Genomic DNA, 17856 nt, shown 5'->3' on the forward strand with positions numbered 1-17856 from the left:
AGGTTATTGCATATCGTTCGCAAGAAGGGCGGGTGTGCGATGGCCCACCAGGAAAGGACGCCGCATGCGCCACGCGGTCAGTCGGTGCGGAAAGCGTCCAGGATGCGTTCCGCGGCGCGCGCGGCGGTGACCTCGCCGTCGCGCACCTGCTGTTCGAGGCGGGGGGACAGCGTGCGCACCGCCGCGTCGGCGTGCAGGCGGCCGAGGAGTTCCTCGCGCACCATCGTCCAGGTCCAGTCGACCTGCTGGTCACGGCGGCGCGCGGCCAGCCGGGAGGTGGAGTCGAGCAGAGTGCGGTGTTGTTCGAGGCGCTCCCAGACCACGTCGAGGCCCGTCGACTCGCGGGCGCTGCAACTGAGCACGGGCGGCGTCCAGAACGCGTCCTTGCCGTGCATCAGACGCAGTGCGCCGGCCAGTTCGCGTGCGGCCGTCCGCGCGTCCCGCTCGTGCGGGCCGTCAGCCTTGTTGACCGCGATCACGTCGGCCAGTTCCAGGACGCCCTTCTTGATGCCCTGCAGCTGGTCGCCGGTGCGCGCCAGGGTGAGCAGCAGGAACGAGTCGACCATGTTGGCGACCGCCGTCTCCGACTGGCCTACGCCGACCGTCTCGACCAGCACCACGTCGTATCCGGCCGCCTCCAGCACCACGATCGACTCGCGCGTCGCCTTCGCGACCCCGCCGAGGGTGCCGGAGGTGGGGGAGGGACGGATGAACGCGGCCGGATCGACGGCGAGCCGCTCCATGCGGGTCTTGTCGCCGAGGATCGAACCGCCGGTCCGGGTGGACGACGGGTCGACCGCGAGGACGGCGACCCGGTGGCCGAGCCCGGTGAGCATCGTGCCGAACGTGTCGATGAACGTCGATTTACCGACCCCCGGCACACCGCTGATCCCGATGCGCCGGGACCGGCCGCTGTGCGGCAGCAGCCGGGTGAGCAACTCCTGTGCCTGTGAACGGTGTTGAGGGCGGGTGGATTCGACGAGAGTGATCGCGCGGGCGACGATCGCCCGCTTCCCGTCGAGGACACCCTTGACGTACGTCTCCAGATCGATGGCCATGAGGTGTTTCACCGACTCACAGGTCGTCGTGCCCGAGGTCGGTGGCCAGCTGCGACACGAGATCGTGCGCCGCGTCCGGGATCACCGTGCCGGGCGGGAACACGGCCGCCGCACCCATGTCGAGGAGCGTCGGGACGTCGGCGGGCGGGATCACTCCGCCGACCACGATCATGATGTCCTCGCGCCCTTCCTCGGCGAGTGCCTCGCGCAGCGCCGGTACGAGGGTGAGGTGTCCGGCGGCCAGCGACGAGACCCCGACGATGTGCACGTCCGCCTCGACGGCCTGCCGCGCCACCTCGCCCGGCGTCTGGAACAGCGGGCCGACGTCGACGTCGAAGCCGAGGTCGGCGAAGGCCGTCGCGATCACCTTCTGGCCGCGGTCGTGGCCGTCCTGGCCCATCTTGGCGACCACGATCCGCGGGCGTCGGCCCTCGGCCTCGGCGAACTCCTCCACCCGCTGCCGGGTGCGGTACACCGACGGGGACTGGCCTGCTTCGTTGCGGTACACACCGGAGATCGTACGGATCTGGCCGGCATGGCGTCCGTACACCTTCTCCAGGGCGTCGGAGATCTCCCCGACGGTCGCCTTCGCCCGCGCCGCGTCCACCGCGAGCTCCAGCAGATTGCCCTCGCCGCCCGCGGCCCTGGTCAGCGCGCCGAGCGCGTCCTGGCAGGCCTGCTCGTCGCGCTCCGCGCGCAGCCGCTTCAGCTTGGCGAGCTGCTGGGCGCGCACCGAGGTGTTGTCGACCTTGAGGACGTCGATCTGCTCGTCGCTGTCGACCCGGTACTTGTTCACGCCGATCACCGGCTGGCGCCCGGAGTCGATCCGCGCCTGGGTGCGGGCGGCCGCCTCCTCCACACGCAGCTTCGGGATGCCCGCGTCGATGGCCTTGGCCATCCCGCCCGCCTGCTCCACCTCCTGGATGTGCTGCCAGGCCTTGCGGGCGAGGTCGTACGTCAGCTTCTCCACGTACGCGCTGCCGCCCCAGGGGTCGATGACCCGGGTCGTGCCCGACTCCTGCTGAAGGAGCAACTGCGTATTGCGGGCGATGCGGGCCGAGAAGTCGGTGGGCAGCGCGAGAGCCTCGTCCAGGGCGTTGGTGTGCAGCGACTGGGTGTGGCCCTGCGTCGCCGCCATCGCCTCCACGCATGTCCGTGTCACGTTGTTGAACACGTCCTGCGCGGTCAGTGACCAGCCCGACGTCTGTGAATGGGTGCGCAGGGAAAGGGACTTGGCGTTCTGCGGATCGAACTGCTTGACCAGCTTCGCCCACAGCAGGCGGGCCGCACGGAGCTTCGCGACCTCCATGAAGAAGTTCATGCCGATCGCCCAGAAGAAGCTCAGGCGCGGCGCGAACGCGTCCACGTCCAGGCCCGCCTCCCGCCCGGCCCTGATGTACTCGACGCCGTCGGCGAGCGTGTACGCCAGCTCCAAGTCGGCCGTCGCGCCAGCCTCTTGGATGTGGTAGCCGGAGATGGAGATCGAGTTGTAGCGCGGCATCCGCTGCGAGGTGTACGCGAAGATGTCGGAGATGATCCGCATCGACGGATTCGGCGGATAGATGTACGTGTTGCGGACCATGAACTCCTTGAGGATGTCGTTCTGGATGGTCCCGGCCAGCTTCTCGGGCGGCACGCCCTGTTCCTCGGCGGCGACGATGTACAGCGCGAGCACGGGCAGCACGGCACCGTTCATCGTCATCGACACGGTCATCTTGTCCAGCGGGATGCCGTCGAAGAGCTGCCGCATGTCGTAGATGGAGTCGATGGCCACGCCCGCCATGCCGACGTCGCCGGTCACGCGCGGGTGGTCGCTGTCGTAACCGCGGTGCGTGGGCAGGTCGAAGGCGATCGACAGGCCCTTCTGCCCGGCGGCGAGGTTGCGCCGGTAGAAGGCGTTGGACTCCTCGGCGGTGGAGAAGCCCGCGTACTGGCGGATCGTCCATGGCTGGTTCACGTACATCGTCGGGTAGGGGCCGCGCAGATACGGGGCGGCGCCCGGGTACGTGTCGAGGAAGTCCAGGCCCTCCAGGTCCTGGCCGGTGTACAGCGGCTTGACGGTGATGCCCTCGGGCGTCTCCCACAGCAGGTCGCCGCCGTCCGCGGCCCGCTTGAGCGCGGCGCGCCACTCGTCTCCACCAGGGCCTTCACCGGGGGTGCCGAGGTCGATCGCGGAGAAGTCGGGGACGGACATGCCGGGGACGGACATCAGGACACTCCCATGCGGTCGAGCGTGGCGGAGAGCAGGGTCACGGCGTCGCAGCCGGCGAAGACGTGGGCGTCCACGTCCCCGGGCGTACCGGGCCGGCCCGCGAGGAACACCTGGCGGGCGCCCGACTCGCGCAGCTCACGGGCGGTGGCGTCGGCCCGCTCCTCGTACACCTGGTCACTGGAGCACAGGCACGCCTCGCGCGCCCCGCTGTCCTCGAACGTGCCCTCCGTGACGGGCTCGATGCCGCCCGCCTGGAACAGATTGGCGGCGAAGGTGAGGCGGGCGGTGTGAGCGGCGGCCGGGCCGAGCGCGGCGAGGAAGATCCGGGGGCGCGTGCCCGTCGCTGCGAGGTGTGCGTCGGAGCGGGCGCGCAGTTCTTCGAACGCGTCGTCGCGGCGGACCCGCGGCAGGCCCCCGGAAGGCGGCGCGGGCGACGGTGTGCGCTCGACGGGCTTCTCCGCGAGATCCGGAAACTCGCTCACCCCGGTGATCGCCTCGCGCCGCTTCGCCAGGCGTGCGCTGCGGGCCGCCCAGGTCTCGGCGAGGCGCTCGGGCACGAGGCCGGAGCGCAGGGCGGCCGCCTGCCCGCCCGCCCGCTCGATCGTCCGGAAGAACTCCCAGCCCGCATGGGCCAGTTCGTCGGTCAGCCGCTCCACGTACCAGGAGCCGCCGGCCGGGTCGATGACCCGCGCCAGATGCGACTCCTCGACGAGGATCGTGGAGGTGTTGCGGGCGATGCGCCGGGCGAACGCGTCCGGCAGGCCGAGCGCCTCGTCGAACGGGAGCACCGTCACCGCGTCGGCCCCGCCGACCCCGGCGGCGAGCGTGGCGATCGTGGTCCGCAGCATGTTCACCCACGGATCGCGTCGCGTCGTCATCACCGTCGAGGTCACCGCGTGCTGCCGCTGCGCACCCTGTTCGGGCGCCCCGCAGACCTCGGCGACCCGCGCCCACAGCCGTCGCGCCGCGCGGAACTTGGCCACCGTCAGGAACTGATCGGCGCTCGCCGCATAGCGGAACTCCAGTTGCGCCAGAGCCTGTTGAGTCGTCAGGCCCGCCGCCGTCAGCTCGCGCAGATACGCGACACCGGTCGCCATCGACGCGCCCAGTTCCTGCGCCGCCGAGCCACCGGCCTCGTGGTACGGCAGCGCGTCCACGGTCAGCGCCCGCACACCGGGGTAGCGGGTGGTGCACCGCCGAGCCAGCTCCACCACAGGACCGATGTCGTACGACGATCCCGTACGGGCCTCGTGCCCCAGGGGGTCGGCGCCCAGGTTGCCGCGCGGGGCGTCAGCGGCGACGCCCGACTGCTCGTAGCAGCGGAACAGTTGGGCCGCGGCCGCCTCGGTCTCGGCGCCCGCGTCGAGGACGACGGGGGCGAGGTCCAGATAGACGCCGTCGAGCGCCGTGGGCAGCGCGGAGACGGGGAAATCGGAGGCTTCGCCCACGGTCAGCCACAGCGACGCGACACCGTTCTCCAGGTCGGCGAGTACCGCCGCCGGGTCCGCCACCGCGTGCCTTTGCCGTACGTCCCAGCCGCCGGCGACGTTGCCCTCGGCGCGGCCACCACGGACGAAGGGCGCGAAGCCCGGCAGCCCGTTCGTGGGTGCCGCGTCGCGGCCGGTGTACAGCGGGCGGGTGCGCAACCCGTCCTCGAGCGCGGTGGACAGGGCGCCTTCCGCTTCGGCTGCCGAGACTTCCTTGCCCGACTTGCGCAGGACACCCGACACCAGGTGTTGCCACTGCTCGTGCGTCGCGTCAGGGAACTCGGCCGCCAAGGAAAGCCCGTCGTCTGGCAGGACCGTCATGTCCGGATGCTAGGTCAGAGCCGGCGAGCGAGAGCAGGGCACACCCGTGTGACCTTGTTCTCCTTGTCGTGGGGGCTCGATTCGCCTACGAGCGGGATGGCGCGGAATGGTGACCCGCGTCGGCGCGGCACGCCAGGCGACGGCGCGAGGGAACCGGCCTTGGCCATGTACGCGCCACGCGGTACCGTCAGGGCGTATCGACGACAGCACGGAAGCCGGTGTGAAACCGGCACGGTCGCGCCACTGTGTGCGAGAGGTCCGAGGACGGACCGCTCGTGAGTCAGACCCGGCTGTCGTCTCGTGCACCACCGAGACGGGACGCGAACTCCCGAAGGAGGCTCTGCCATGGCGCAGAATGTCGCCCAGCCGACCCCCAACACCCCTGTGATTCCGGCGAAGTTGCCGTTGAAGGACATCGCCCCCTGGGCCGTCTTCATCGGCATCCTGATGCTGGTTCTTCTCTACTTCGTCGGCGCCGAACAGGGCGCCACCTCCGTGTTCAGCGGAGCGGAAGTTCATGAATGGGTGCATGACGCCCGTCACCTGCTCGGCTTCCCCTGCCACTGACCCGAGGGAACCCGACGCGCTCATGAACTCCAGCACCGTACGTAATCTGCTCGTTCGCGGCATGCTCGCCGGCCTCGCCGCCGGCGTGCTCGCCCTGGTCATCGCCTACTGGCTCGGCGAACCAGGCGTCGACGCCGCGATCGGCTTCGAGGAGGCCCACGCCGGCCACTCGCACGGCGACGAGGTCGAACTCGTCTCCCGCGGCCTCCAGTCCACCGCCGGTCTCGCCACCGGCATCCTCGTCTACGGCATCGCCTTCGGCGGGATCGCCGCTCTCGCCTACTGCTTCGCGCTCGGGCGCGTCGGCCGCTTCGGCCCACGCGCCACCGCCCTGCTGCTGTCGGGCTGTGCGCTGCTCGCCGTATACGTCGTACCGTTCCTGAAGTACCCGGCCAACCCGCCCGCCGTCGGAAACCCCGACACCATCGGCAAGCGGACGACCCTGTACTTCCTGATGATGGTGCTCAGCGTGCTCCTGACGATCGCCGCGACCATCGTCGGCAAGCGGCTCGTGCCCCGGCTCGGCACCTGGTACGCGACAGTCGTCGCCGTGCTGGGATTCGCCGTGATCGTCGGCCTGGCCTACGAGTTCCTGCCGGCGATCAACGACGCGCCCGAGCACTTCCCGGCCGCGCTGCTGTGGCGCTTCCGGCTCTCCGCCCTCGCCACACAGATCACGCTGTGGGCCGGATTCGGCCTGCTGTTCGGAGAGCTGGCGCAGCGACTGCTGCGGCCGAAGCCCGTGGCCGCCACACCTGGGGAAACGGTCGCGGCGGGCCAATGATGGCCCCGGGCGGGTCGCGGGAAACGTAGAAGAGGGCCCACGGAGTCATCCGGGGCCCTCGCGTGTTTTCGCACCACATCAGGGTTCATCCGCGCATGGTTCGCGTGAGGAATCGAGGAGCTGAGTGGCCAGACACCCGGAGCCGCGCCGTATCACTCTCGGCGGTCGCGCGGCGGTCGCCCTGACCCTCGACGAGTACGAACAGCTCATCGCCGGCCGACGGCAGATCGGCGGGCAGAGCGCGCGGATGCGGGTGCTCGCCCAGCAGGCGAAGCGGACCGAGCAGCTGGTGCGCGACCTGACGGAGCTCGTGGCGGCGTGCCCGGCCGACGAGTGCGCTGCCGTCGGGCACACGCCGAGCGGTACCGGACCCGCCGTACGCGAGGACAGTCCCGAGGCGGCACGGTCCGCCTGCGTACGGTGCGAATTGGCGGAGCTGTTGGCCCGCCACCGGGGGCAGGGCCGTTGATCGGAGCGCTCACTCGGCGCCGAGCATGCGGCCGAGCCGGATGTTCCAGCGACCGGAGCGCCCACTGAACTCCGTGGCCGACAGCGGCGCGACGTCAAGGCGCCAGAAGGCGGACAGCGGAGCCCCTGTCGCATGGACCGCGGCCGCCCGCACCACCTCGGGTTCCACGACGGCGACGACCCGGCCGGACGCCGTACCGCCCTCCCTGACCTCGTCCAGCCAGCGGCCGACCCGTGCGCACACGTCGGCCACGGACTCACCACCCGGCGGTGAGGCCTCCGGGTCCGTCAGCCAACGAGCCACCGCCTGCGGTTCCGTGGCGCTCACGTCGTCCAGCGACCGGCCGCGCCAACTGCCCGCGTCGAGGCCTGCCAGGGCGGGTGCGGCTTGCCCGGCATTGAGGCCGAGAGCGTCGGCGGTCTGTGCGCACCGGGTGCCGGGGGAGACGACGACGCGGTCGGCCAAGGGCAGGGTTCCGGCCGCGCGACGAGCCTGAGCGGCGCCGGCCGAGTCGAGGGACGCCCCGTCGTCGAACACGCCGCTCCGTGCTGAGGCGGTCACGGCCGGTGAGACGAGCAGCAGGCGCGTGGTCACGGAACTCCCTGGGACTCGATGGCCGTGCGAGGGGAGCGTACTCCCCGCCGCCGATGTTCCTTCAGCAGGTCCGTGCGGTGGTCGCGGAAGGTGGTGACGAGTACGGCGACGAAGTCGAGGGGCGGGAGTTGCAGGAAGAACTGGGTGTCGTTCCGGGTGCCCTCGAACACCTCACTGTGGTGGAGGAGACGGCGGCGCTGGAGGGCGTTCCCATGCGTCTGACCGTCTTCTCCGCGGACCTGATCGGCGATCCGGTGCCCGCGGCCGAACTGGCCGCACGTTCGTGCCCTATCCGGTGTCGGACGACGGGCCGGGGGACGGGCATCGGGCCTGAGACGGCCCGGCCGCTCCCGTGCTCCAAGGACACCGGGTGCCTTCCCCGATCCCTCGTGCGCCACAATGAGCCCACGAGAGGCGACGGGGACCAGGAAGCCGGTGTGATTCCGGCGCGGTCCCGCCACTGTGACCGGGGAGCGATCCTCCTGCACGCCACCGTCCGCGACAGCGGACGGGAAGGCGGGGGTGAGTGATGATCCGGGAGCCAGGAGACTGACCCGTCGCCGGTCCAGCAGCAGGGGCGAGGACACCCCGGAGAGGATCGATGTGACGACGCATGCCCGAACGGGGCACCCGGGGCCCGGCAGGCGCCAAGTACTGGCCGCCTCAGGTGCGTTGACGTTCGCCGGAGCCGGGTTGCTCAGCGGCTGCGGCGGGGACACCAAGGACGGGGGAGGCGGCGACCGGTTCCGCGCGGCGTTCACCTCCGGTGGCTCCCAGGAGACGCTCGACCCGCACGTGGCACCCAACTTCGTCGACCAGGCCCGCGCCAAGGCCCTCTACGACACCCTCGGCACGTACGCGGACGACCTGTCGGTCCGCGAGCGGCTCGCGGAGTCCTGGGAGAGCGACTCCTCGGGCACCCGCTGGCGCATCCGCCTGCGCGCGGCCCGCTTCCACGACGGCAAGCCGGTCACCGCCAAGGACGTGCTCTACAGCTACCGCCGCGCCGCCGACCCCAAGACCGGATCTCCGTCGCAGGTCCTGCTGTCCGCGATCGACTTCGGCGCGAGCAGGGCAGACGGGAACCGGACCGTCGTCCTCGTGCTGAAGGCGCCGAACTTCGAGTTCCCCACCGTCTTCGCGGGACCCGGCACCGAGATCATCCCGGACGGCACCACGGACTTCAGCAAGCCGGTCGGCTCCGGCCCCTTCACCTACGTGTCCTTCACGCCCGGCGGCACCGCCCGCTACCGGCGCTGGGCGGACCACTGGGACGGCGCCCCGCACATCGCCGAGCTGGAGATCGTCCCCGCGAACGAGGAGTCGGCGCGGCTGGGCGCGCTGCTGTCCGGGCAGGTGCACTACGGCGCCGACATGGGCGGAGCGTCCGTGGAACGGCTGAAGAAGAACAACTCGACACACCTTCTGACGGCCAAGCGGGCCACCGCGCAGCAACTGCTTCTGCGCACCGGACGAAGCCCGTTCGACGATCCGCGGCTCATACGCGCCGTGCAGCTCGGCATCGACCGGGAGGCACTGGTCAGGATCGCGCTCGCCGGGCACGGCGAGGTGGGCAACGACCTGTTCGGGATGGGGCTGCGCGGCTACCCCGACGACATGGAACCCCGGAAGCGGGACGTCGACGAGGCGCGCGGGCTCGTGAAGGAGGCCGGAGCCCAGGGGCTGCACATCACCGTGGAGACCAGCGCCGTCGACGCCGCGTGGGAACCGGCCGCCGACCTGATGGCTCGTCAGCTACGCGAGGTGGGGCTCAAGTTGACCGCCAACACCCGCGCCTCCAGCACGTACTTCAGCGAGATCAAGACCAAGGGCATCGCCGCCTTCAACACCACCTCCACGCTGCCCGTCTCCGACTTCCTCCAGCAGCGGGTCCGTGGCGGCGCCGCCCGCAACCAGACGCAGTACGCCTCGAAGAAGTTCGACGCGCTCCTTGACCGGGCCCGCACCAGCCGGGACGAGCAGGACAGGCTCGGGCTGCTCGCCCGCGCCCAGAAGCTGGCCCGCGCCGAGTCCGGACTCCTGGTGTGGGCGTTCTCCGACGCCAACGACGCCGTCGCGCGCTCGGTCACCGGTTTGCGCGCGGCGCCCCCGAACTCGCACGACTGGGCGCGCTTCGACCGTGTCCGCGTCAGCTGACATGCGGGCGTATGTGCTCCGACGCTGCCTGCTGGCGCTGTTGCAGTGCCTGGTGGTGCTTCTCGCCGTGTTCGCCGTCGGCTCGCTGCTGCCCGGCGACACGGCCGACGTGCTGCGCGGTGAACTCGGCACGCCGGAGCAAGTCACCGCACTGCGCGACCAGTTGGGTCTCGACGAACCGGCTTGGTCCCGCTTCGGGCACTGGCTCGCCCACCTCTTCACCGGGGACCCGGGGAATTCTCTGACGACCGGCCTGCCCGTCGGCGACGACATCGGCCGGCGCGTCGGCGTGACACTCCTGCTGGGTGTCCCGGCACTGCTGCTCGTCACCGTGCTCGCGCCGCTCGTGGGCGCGGTGTCGGGGCTGCGGGAGGGCAGCCGCGTCGATCGCGCGCTGAACACGGCCGCCGTCGTGCTGCACGCCGTGCCGGAGTTCGTGCTCGGGCTGCTACTGGTCGCCTCGGTGTCGCTGGCGGCCGGGCTGCTGCCCGCCACCGCCGTCGGCATGGACGCGCACGCGCTGTGGGCGCAGCCCGCCGTGCTGGTCCTCCCCGTCGTCGTACTGACGGCCCGTCACCTGTGCGACCTGGCACGGCAGATACGGGCCGGGGTCGCGGACCAGCGGCACAGTGCCGTCGCCGAGCATCTGCGGCTGCTCGGCATGCGCGAGCGCGTCATCGTGGTGCGCCATGTGCTGCCGGGTGCCCTGGGGCCGGCGGCGCAGCAGTACGCGCGCTGCGTGGAGGGACTGCTCGGCGGCGCGGTGCTGGTGGAGGCGGTGTTCGGCTTCCGCGGCCTGGGCAACGGCTTCGTCGAGGCGGTGCAGAACCGCGACCTGCCCCAAGTGCAGACGTACGCCCTGCTGTTCGCCGGCACCGCCGTCGCGGTGAACCTGGCCGCCGACCTGGTCGCCCACCGCTTGGCGCCCCGCCGGGAGGTCACGGCGTGACGCTACCGGCCACCGCGACACGAACTCGCCCACCGTGGATCTCCCTGACCCTGCTGGGTGTCCCGGTGCTCCTCGCCCTGTCGGGGCCGCTCCTCGCAGGCGACGACTCGCCCCAACCGGACGCTCTGCCGTCCCAGCCACCCGGCCACGGTCACCTGCTCGGCACCGACGTCCTGGGCCGAGATGTGCTCGCGCTCGTCCTGCACGGAGGCGCCTCGGTGGTGGGCAGCGCGCTCGCGGCGCTCGCGATCGGCATGGCACTCGGCGTTCCGTTGGGCCTGCTTGCCGCGGGGCCGCGGCGCCGCCTCGACGAGACCGTCATGCGCACCATGGACCTGCTGCTGGCCTTCCCCGGCCTGCTGGTCCTGATGACCCTGGCCGCGACCGGCCACCGCCACTGGCTGTGGCTCGTGTCGGTCGCCGGGGCGCTGCAAGTGCCGGCCGTTGCCCGCCTGGTGCGGGGCGCGGCCCTCGCCCCCGGTGCCCGGACCGTCGTCGAGGCGCTGCGCATGCAGGGCCACGGCTGGGCGTACATCCATCTGCGGCACCTGGCAAGGGAGTTGGCCGCGCCGCTGGCCACCGACGCGGGCGGCCGGTTCTCCGTGGTGCTCTACCTGCTGGCGTCCGCCAACTTCCTCGGCCTCGGCCTGTCCGCGTCCGCACCCGACTGGGCGGTGCTCATCGAGCGCAACAGCGACGCCCTGTTCACCCAGCCCGCCGCCGTACTGGCGCCCGCGGGGCTGCTGACCGCACTGTGCGTCGGCGGCAACCTGCTCGTCGACCGGTCCCTCGCGCGGAAGAGGAGGAGTTCGTGACCGCACCGCAGTGGGAGACGGCGCCGCAGCCGGAGCCGGCACCGCAGTCGGAGACCGCACCGCTCTTGGTGATCGAGAAGCTCTCGGCGCACGCCGAAGGTGCGACGCGACCGCTGCTCGACCAGGTCGGGCTGACCGTGCGGCCGGGCACCGTCCTCGCCGTCGTCGGACCGTCGGGCAGCGGCAAGACCACGCTGGGCCTGGCCGCCCTGGGCGCCGCGCGCGACTCCGTGAAGCTGTCCGGACACGTCCTGTTGGAGGGCGCGGACCTGCTGTCCCTCACCCCGGCGGCACGCCGCTCGGCGCGAGCGGGCCGCGCCGCCCACCTGCCCCAGCACCCCGAATCGGTGCTCGACCCGGTCCGCCGCGTCGAAGGTGTGCTGACGGAACTGGCCGCGCTCGGCCACGCGGGGCGCACCGCCCGCAAAGCGGCCGCATCGCAGGCACTTGCCGCGGCCGGACTCGACCGCGCCCTCGTGCACCGGCGCTTCCCCCACCAACTCTCCGGCGGCCAACAACAGCGCCTGGCACTCGCCTCCGCACTGGTCACCGGGGCACGACTGCTCGTCCTGGACGAACCCACGAGCGGCCTGGACCCGGCCCTCGCACGAGCCCTCGGCCGCACCGTCCGCGCCCTCGCCGAAGGCGGCACCGGCGTCCTGCTGCTCAGCCACGACCTGCCGACCGTGCGCGACACGGCGGACCGTGTCCTCGTGCTGGAGGACGGGCGAGCGGTGGAGGACGGCCCGGTGGAGGAGGTCCTGGGAACCGGCCGGCCCTTGCGCCACGCCGCCACCCGTACGCTGCTCGCCGCGGAACATCGCACGGCGGCCGCAAGCCAGGTGCAGACGGCGGCGAACGGCCCACGACTGACCGGCGGAGTCGAGGCCCGGGACATCGCCGTACGCCGCCGATCCGCCGACCCGCTCGCCGGCCCGGTGTCACTGACGTTCGCCCCCGGCAGCAGAACTGCGCTGCTCGGCCCCTCCGGCTCGGGCAAGACGACCTTCGCCAGGGCCCTGGCAGGCCTGATCGCACCGACCACGGGCGAGGTCCGCTCGGAAGGCGAGCGCCTCCCCGCCCGCATCGACCGCCGTACGACCGCACAGCGCCGCGCCGTCCAGTACGTGCACCAAAACAGCGCGGACTCCTTCGAGCGGCACCGACCCGTACTGCCCCAACTCGCCGACACCGCACGCCTCTTGCGGGGTCTGAACCACAAGGACGCCGCCACGGAGGCGACGGACATCGCGACCGCTCTCGGGTTGGCGGAGCAGGAACTGCACCGCACGCCCGGCCGACTGTCCGGCGGGCAACTGCAACGCTGCGCACTGGTACGCGCCCTGACGGCACACCCCGCGCTACTGGTGTGCGACGAGGTGACCTCGGCACTGGACACCGCATCCCGCGAACGCGTCCTCGACGCCCTGCCGACGCTGCTCGCCCCCGCCGCTACGGCCCTGCTGTTCATCAGCCACGATGTAACGGCGATGCGCGCGTTGGCCCAGGACGCGGTGGCGTTCCGCGCCGGACGGTGCGTGCGGTACGGGCCGGTGGACGAGGTTCTGCGGGCCGGCGCGGCAGAGGTGGCCGCGGCGGCGACGTCGGCGCCCGACCGCTCCACGCCGTGACCGAGGACCGCGCCCTGGCCTCCCGCGCGCTGTGATGACCGGACGCCTCAGGAGGCGTCCGAGCCGCCCCGACGCAGATACGCGCCGAGCCGCTCGATCGCCGAGGCGTTGCGCGGGCTCTCGACCAGATCGGCGTAGTCCAGCGCGTAGATCCGCTTGTGCTTGATCGCGGAGACGTTCCGCAGCGGAGGGTAGGACAGCAGGAATTTCCTCTTCTGCTCCGCGCTGGTCGAGCCGTAGTCGTTGATGACGATGACGTCCGGGTCCCGCTTCACGACCGTCTCCCAACCCACAGTCGTCCACGAGTCCTTGAGGTCGTGCAGGAGGTTGACACCTCCGGCCTCGCTGATGATCTGCTCGGGCGCGGCGTAGCGGCCCGAGGTGAAGGGCTGGTCCTCGCCGCTGTCGTAGAGGAAGACCGAGGGCCGGTCCGTGCCCTTGGCCGCCTTCGCGCGTACGTCGGCGACGCTCGTCTTGTACTGCCCGATCAGCTTCCGCGCGCGGTCCTCGACGCCGAAGATCTTCCCGAGGTTCGTCAGGTCCGTGTACAGCGCGTCGAGCGGCGGCATGATGCCGCGTGAGGTGCCGGTGCGGGCGTTGCGGCAGGACTCGGTGAGCAGGTACGTGTCGATGCCGGCCTTGTGCAGGTCCGCCGGTGTCAGCGCGTTCTCGTTGAAGCCGTAGTTCCAGCCGGCGAAGACGAGGTCGGCGCGCGCGTCGAGGGCCACCTCCTTGGTGACACGGTCCTTGGAGAGCCACTTCACCTTGTCGTAGGCGCCCTTGTACGGCAACCCGTCGGTGGAGCCCTTGTCGGCCGGCATGGCGTAGCCGGCCATGCGGTCCTCGAGACCGAGCGCGAACATCAGCTCGGTGATGCCGACATCGTTGGTCACCACGCGCTGGGGGCGCTTGTCGTACGTGACCTTCTTCCCGCAGTTGGTGACGGACACCGACGCGGACGTCGTCGACTTGCTGTCGGACGCGACGTTCGCGCCGCAGCCGGTGAGGGTGAGCGCGGCGGCGAGGCCGAGCGAGGCGGGCATGAGCTTGCGCACGGGAGCCTTCCAGAGTGGGTCGGAGCGGGGTCAGTGAGTCGTCAGCGGATCGAAGAGGAACTGGGTGGCGCCGGTCTCGGGGTGGCACACGCGATGTGCCCGTACGCCGAAGACCTCGGCGAGCAGCGAGCGGGAGAGCACCTCGTCCGGGGTGCCGGAGGCGACGACACGGCCGGCGTGCAGGACGTGCAGCCGGTCGCAGTGGGCGGCGGCGAGGTTCAGGTCGTGCAGGGCCGCGAGGACCGTCGGGCCGCTGGCGCGCACCCGGCGCAACACGTCGAGCTGGTGGGCGATGTCGAGGTGGTTGGTGGGCTCGTCGAGGACGAGGACGTGCGGCTGTTGGGTGAGCGCGCGGGCGATGAGCACACGCTGCTTCTCGCCGCCGGACAGCGACAGGAAGCCGCGGTCGGCGAGGTGGTCCACGCCCGCCTGTTCCAGGGCCTGTCGGCAGACCTGCCGGTCACGGGCGGCATCGCGTTCGCGGTGCGGCAGGCGGCCCATGGCGACGATCTCGGTAACGGTGAAGTCGAAGTCCGCCACCGACTCCTGCGGCAGCGCGGCGATCAGACGCGCCGCGGCCCGGGGTGTCATGCCGTGCACGTCCTCGCTCTCGACCGTGACGACTCCCGCGTCCGGCCGCCGCGCCCGATAGACGCACCGCAGCAGCGTCGACTTGCCGCTGCCATTGGGGCCGACGAGACCCACGAAGGTGCCGGCCGCCGCGCCGAGGGTGACCTCGTCGACGATCCGCGCCCCCGCCGCCTCGACCGACACACCTTCGACGTCGAGCCGCATGACTCCTCCTCAAGAACAAGCTTCGGTACGTGTACGTGTACGTGTACGGATACGGGGCGGGGCCGAGGGACGGGCGGACTCAACGGCCCGTCAGCGCATGGCCACCGCGCCGCATGAGCAGGAGGAACGCGGGGACACCAAGGGCAGCCGTGACCACACCCACCGGGAGTTCGGTCGGTGCGAGCAGCACCCGTGACAGCACGTCGGCCCACACGAGCAGGACCGCCCCGGCGAGCGGCGCGATCGCGAGCACGCGCGCGTGCGAGGCGCCCACGAGCATCCGCACGAGGTGCGGAACCATCAGCCCGACGAAGCCGATCGCCCCGCTCACGGCGACGACCGTGCCCGTCACGGCGGCGGTCACGACGAACAGTTCGCGCCGCAACCGGTCCGGTGGCACGCCCAGGGCGGCCGCCGTCTCGTCGCCCATCGAGAGCGCGTCCAGCGAGCCCGCCCGGAGTCGCAGCCACAGCCAGCCGACCACGACCGTCGCGGCGGCCAGCGGGACCTTCGGCCACGTCGCACCGCCCAGACTGCCGAGCAGCCACATCATCGCCGCGCGCGCGGCCTCGCCCCGCTCGGCGCCGAAGACCATGACGGTGGTGACGGCCTGGAACCCGTAGGCGAGCGCCGTACCGGTCAACACGAGGCGCAGCGGGCTGAGTCCGAGCGGGGAGCGGGCCACCAGGTAGACCACGACGGTTGCGGCGAGTGCCGACACGAAGGCCGAGAAGGAGAGCGCCCAGACGCCGAGTCCGGCCAGTGCTCCGAAGAGGATGACGGCGTTGGCGCCGACGGCGGCGCCCGAAGAGATGCCGAGTACGAAGGGGTCAGCGAGGGCGTTGCGCACCAGCGCCTGCACCGCGACGCCGACCGCGGCGAGCCCCGCGCCGACGACGGCGGCGAGCACGACGCGCGGGAACCGGATCTCCCACACGATGGTGTAGGCCCCCGCGTCGTCGGCGCCGAGACTCCCGCCACTGAGCCCCGCCCACATGAGGCGCAGCACCTGTGCCCAGCTCATGCCGGCCGCGCCGAGCCCGACCCCGCACGCCAACGAGACGGCCAGGACGAGCACGAGAGCGACCGCCAGCGGGACAGCCGGTATGCGCCCACGCGAGACATCGGTGGGGGCAGCGGGAGCGGCGGTGCGGAGCAACACGGGCGAACATCCTCCGGGTTGGCGCCACCGGAGGAAGGTGCAGGGCGCCAGCAGGACCCGCAGGGTTTCTGGCTGTCCCTGCTCGCAGTCCACGGCGAGCGGTCGACGGGTCACGCACCTGCCGCGGGTGATCGGACTCGCATGGCCAGGCAGGCCACGCACACCGTTGCGGGTCAGCGCCGGATTCGCACCGGCTTCCCCCGCGGGAGGCAGGCGCAGCCTAGCAAGCCGGGAAGGGCGGCCAGGCTCCGGCCGGGGTGTTCCCCGCATGACGCGCATCACGTGTGTGAGCCGGGAACCCGGCCACATCCGTACCCGACCAACGGAGTCCGACCAGGGGATGGCCGATTATCGATCATCGCTGTGGCGGAAACCATGCCGCCGCGGACGCGAATAGTCCGTTTCGCTTCAACGGGGCTATGAGGCAAGGCGGTTGAGCCGCAGCGGCCCTGGTAGCATCCCCGCGGCGATCTTGATCAACTCACCCCGCGCGCCGACTTGACACTGCCGCGGGGGGAGAGCGGGGGTACGGGTCGCCGATCTATCTGCCCGTGCCAAGAGAGGCGTCCATGACACACGCACTTGTGTGGTGCCTGGGTGCGATTGCGCTGATATCCATCGTCGCAAGCGTTGCACTCATAGCCCGTACCCGAGCGCTGACCGACAAGAGACGTCAGGACGCAGAGGAACAGCAACAACGACTGGACCAGGCCACCGCGCAGATCGCGGCCCACCAGTCCGAACTGAAGAGGTCCCGCGCGGAGCGGGACGGCGTCATCGCCGAGGCGCGGGCGGCCGCGGAGGACAGCACGAAGTCGGTCCTCAAGGGGGCGGCCAGCTTCCTGCAGAGCCTGGCGGCCGAGCAGACCGCGCTGCTGGACAGCGTGCAGCGCAAGTACGGCGGCCACGAAGTCCTCAATGACCTCCTGGACGTGCACCACGCCAACGCTCAGATGGCGCGCAAGGCCCAGGGCATCGCGGTGATGTGCGGGGCGCCGCTGGGCCGCCGCAACCGGCCGGCCAGCGTGTACGACGTGGCGCGCAGCGCCCAGGGCCAGATCCGCAACTTCCAGCGCGTGTCGATCATGCAGCAGCCCGGTTTGGCCCTCAAGGCCACCGCGGTCGCGCCGGTCGCACTGGCCGTCGCCGAACTGCTGGACAACGCGGCGAGCTTCTCGCAGCACGACGCCCCGATCGAGGTCACGTTCCAGCGCGTGCAGGGCAACCTGTGCATCGTCATCGACGACGCCGGCGTCAGCATGAGCGACGAGGACCGCCAGCGTGCCACCACCCTGCTGTCCGGCGACGAACCGCCGCAGCTGCAACAGCTGGGCACCCAGCCGAAGTTCGGCTTCCCGGTGATCGGCCTGATCGCCCGTCAGTACGGCTTCAAGGTGGACGTCTCCGGTGTGTCCCGCTACGGCGGTGTGCGGGCCGTCGTCCTGCTGCCCGAGGAGTTGTGGACCATGGAAGAGGCGACCCCCAAGGCTGCGCCCACCCCCACCCCCACCTCCGCTCCCGCACCGGCCGCACACGTCGCGCCCTCGCCCGTTCGCCAGGGACCGAGCCGTTCCGAGGTGGCACCCCAGCGCACCCCGAACGGTCTGCCCAAACGCGCCAACCGCCAGTCGCCGAACACCCCCGCAGCTCCGGCGGACATGCCCCACCCGGACGGCGTCACACAGTCCCTGCCTCGGGCATCCAGCCGGGGGCTGGGCGCGTTCCAGCGCGGCACCCTTGAAGCGCGCGCCGACGAGGCCCCACTGGGCGAAGGGTCTGATGACCGGTGAGCGCCGACCT

16 protein-coding genes and 2 riboswitches are annotated in these 17856 nt (G+C 71.5%); of the genes, 8 read left to right on the forward strand and 8 right to left on the reverse strand.

All coding sequences use genetic code 11. The features are described from left to right. Positions 1–77: 77 nt before the first annotated feature. The 3 genes from meaB to ACWD2L_RS02260 are packed head-to-tail and all read right to left on the reverse strand — an operon-like array spanning position 78 to position 5078. On the reverse strand, positions 78–1058 hold the full coding sequence (meaB, locus tag ACWD2L_RS02250) for a methylmalonyl Co-A mutase-associated GTPase MeaB (RefSeq protein WP_351331244.1): 981 nt from the start codon (positions 1056–1058) through the stop codon (positions 78–80). A gap of 16 nt (positions 1059–1074) precedes the next feature. Continuing rightward, positions 1075–3252, reverse strand: a complete 2178-nt coding sequence (gene scpA, locus ACWD2L_RS02255; protein WP_451187715.1) for a methylmalonyl-CoA mutase — start codon at positions 3250–3252, stop codon at positions 1075–1077. A gap of 14 nt (positions 3253–3266) precedes the next feature. Further along, positions 3267–5078, reverse strand: a complete 1812-nt coding sequence (locus tag ACWD2L_RS02260; protein ID WP_351331245.1) for a methylmalonyl-CoA mutase subunit beta — start codon at positions 5076–5078, stop codon at positions 3267–3269. A 345-nt stretch (positions 5079–5423) separates the two neighbouring features. Here ACWD2L_RS02260 and ACWD2L_RS02265 point away from each other — a divergent pair, with 345 nt between their 5' ends. From ACWD2L_RS02265 to ACWD2L_RS02275, 3 genes are all read left to right on the forward strand, one after another. Further along, on the forward strand, positions 5424–5645 hold the full coding sequence (locus ACWD2L_RS02265; protein WP_351331246.1) for a CbtB domain-containing protein: 222 nt from the start codon (positions 5424–5426) through the stop codon (positions 5643–5645). Positions 5646–5667: 22 nt separating this feature from the next. Next, a complete protein-coding gene (locus ACWD2L_RS02270; RefSeq protein WP_351331247.1) occupies positions 5668–6429 on the forward strand; it encodes a CbtA family protein in 762 nt (253 codons plus the stop codon). 124 nt (positions 6430–6553) lie between these two features. After that, positions 6554–6898 (forward strand): hypothetical protein, encoded by a 345-nt coding sequence (locus ACWD2L_RS02275; RefSeq protein WP_351331248.1) that lies wholly within the window; start codon positions 6554–6556, stop codon positions 6896–6898. A gap of 9 nt (positions 6899–6907) precedes the next feature. Here ACWD2L_RS02275 and ACWD2L_RS02280 read toward each other — a convergent pair whose 3' ends face one another. Further along, positions 6908–7492 (reverse strand): histidine phosphatase family protein, encoded by a 585-nt coding sequence (locus tag ACWD2L_RS02280; RefSeq protein WP_351331249.1) that lies wholly within the window; start codon positions 7490–7492, stop codon positions 6908–6910. Next, positions 7489–7662 (reverse strand): hypothetical protein, encoded by a 174-nt coding sequence (locus ACWD2L_RS02285; protein ID WP_351331250.1) that lies wholly within the window; start codon positions 7660–7662, stop codon positions 7489–7491. Before ACWD2L_RS02285 ends, ACWD2L_RS02280 begins: the two co-directional genes overlap by 4 nt. Positions 7663–7887: 225 nt before the next feature. Beyond that, positions 7888–8064, forward strand: a riboswitch (cobalamin riboswitch). Positions 8065–8164: 100 nt separating this feature from the next. On the opposite strand from ACWD2L_RS02285, the gene ACWD2L_RS02290 reads away from it, so the two are divergent. Genes ACWD2L_RS02290 through ACWD2L_RS02305 form a run of 4 tightly spaced genes read left to right on the forward strand, consistent with a single transcriptional unit; the run spans position 8165 to position 13044 of the window. Beyond that, complete coding sequence (locus ACWD2L_RS02290; RefSeq protein WP_351331251.1) at positions 8165–9649, forward strand: ABC transporter substrate-binding protein; 1485 nt, start codon at positions 8165–8167, stop codon at positions 9647–9649. Further along, positions 9633–10598 (forward strand): ABC transporter permease, encoded by a 966-nt coding sequence (locus tag ACWD2L_RS02295; protein ID WP_351331252.1) that lies wholly within the window; start codon positions 9633–9635, stop codon positions 10596–10598. Before ACWD2L_RS02290 ends, ACWD2L_RS02295 begins: the two co-directional genes overlap by 17 nt. After that, entirely contained in the window at positions 10595–11413 is an 819-nt protein-coding gene (locus ACWD2L_RS02300; protein ID WP_351331253.1) for an ABC transporter permease, read from the forward strand. Before ACWD2L_RS02295 ends, ACWD2L_RS02300 begins: the two co-directional genes overlap by 4 nt. Next, entirely contained in the window at positions 11410–13044 is a 1635-nt protein-coding gene (locus ACWD2L_RS02305) for an ABC transporter ATP-binding protein (RefSeq protein WP_351331254.1), read from the forward strand. Before ACWD2L_RS02300 ends, ACWD2L_RS02305 begins: the two co-directional genes overlap by 4 nt. Positions 13045–13091: 47 nt before the next feature. On the opposite strand, the gene ACWD2L_RS02310 is transcribed toward ACWD2L_RS02305, so the two are convergent. The 3 genes from ACWD2L_RS02310 to ACWD2L_RS02320 all read right to left on the reverse strand — a co-directional run bounded on the left by ACWD2L_RS02310 (position 13092) and on the right by ACWD2L_RS02320 (position 16002). Then, positions 13092–14099, reverse strand: a complete 1008-nt coding sequence (locus tag ACWD2L_RS02310; RefSeq protein ID WP_351331255.1) for an ABC transporter substrate-binding protein — start codon at positions 14097–14099, stop codon at positions 13092–13094. A 30-nt stretch (positions 14100–14129) separates the two neighbouring features. Beyond that, positions 14130–14894 carry an ABC transporter ATP-binding protein gene (locus ACWD2L_RS02315; protein WP_351331256.1) on the reverse strand — a complete coding sequence of 255 codons (765 nt, stop codon included), beginning with the start codon at positions 14892–14894 and terminating at the stop codon, positions 14130–14132. 79 nt (positions 14895–14973) lie between these two features. Then, positions 14974–16002 carry a FecCD family ABC transporter permease gene (locus ACWD2L_RS02320; RefSeq protein WP_351331350.1) on the reverse strand — a complete coding sequence of 343 codons (1029 nt, stop codon included), beginning with the start codon at positions 16000–16002 and terminating at the stop codon, positions 14974–14976. A gap of 159 nt (positions 16003–16161) precedes the next feature. Further along, positions 16162–16283, reverse strand: a riboswitch (cobalamin riboswitch). Between the two features lie 342 nt (positions 16284–16625). On the opposite strand from ACWD2L_RS02320, the gene ACWD2L_RS02325 reads away from it, so the two are divergent. After that, positions 16626–17846 carry an ATP-binding protein gene (locus ACWD2L_RS02325; protein WP_351331257.1) on the forward strand — a complete coding sequence of 407 codons (1221 nt, stop codon included), beginning with the start codon at positions 16626–16628 and terminating at the stop codon, positions 17844–17846. Positions 17847–17856: the final 10 nt, after the last annotated feature.

This window comes from Streptomyces sp. NPDC002754 (genome assembly GCF_053592315.1).

Coding starts and splice junctions, on each gene's coding strand:
- scpA (WP_451187715.1), bottom strand. CDS start 3,252: ATGTCCGTCCCCGACTTCTCCGCGATCGACCTCGGCACCCCCGGTGAA.
- ACWD2L_RS02325 (WP_351331257.1), top strand. CDS start 16,626: ATGACACACGCACTTGTGTGGTGCCTGGGTGCGATTGCGCTGATATCC.
- meaB (WP_351331244.1), bottom strand. CDS start 1,058: ATGGCCATCGATCTGGAGACGTACGTCAAGGGTGTCCTCGACGGGAAG.
- ACWD2L_RS02270 (WP_351331247.1), top strand. CDS start 5,668: ATGAACTCCAGCACCGTACGTAATCTGCTCGTTCGCGGCATGCTCGCC.
- ACWD2L_RS02265 (WP_351331246.1), top strand. CDS start 5,424: ATGGCGCAGAATGTCGCCCAGCCGACCCCCAACACCCCTGTGATTCCG.
- ACWD2L_RS02260 (WP_351331245.1), bottom strand. CDS start 5,078: ATGACGGTCCTGCCAGACGACGGGCTTTCCTTGGCGGCCGAGTTCCCT.
- ACWD2L_RS02315 (WP_351331256.1), bottom strand. CDS start 14,894: ATGCGGCTCGACGTCGAAGGTGTGTCGGTCGAGGCGGCGGGGGCGCGG.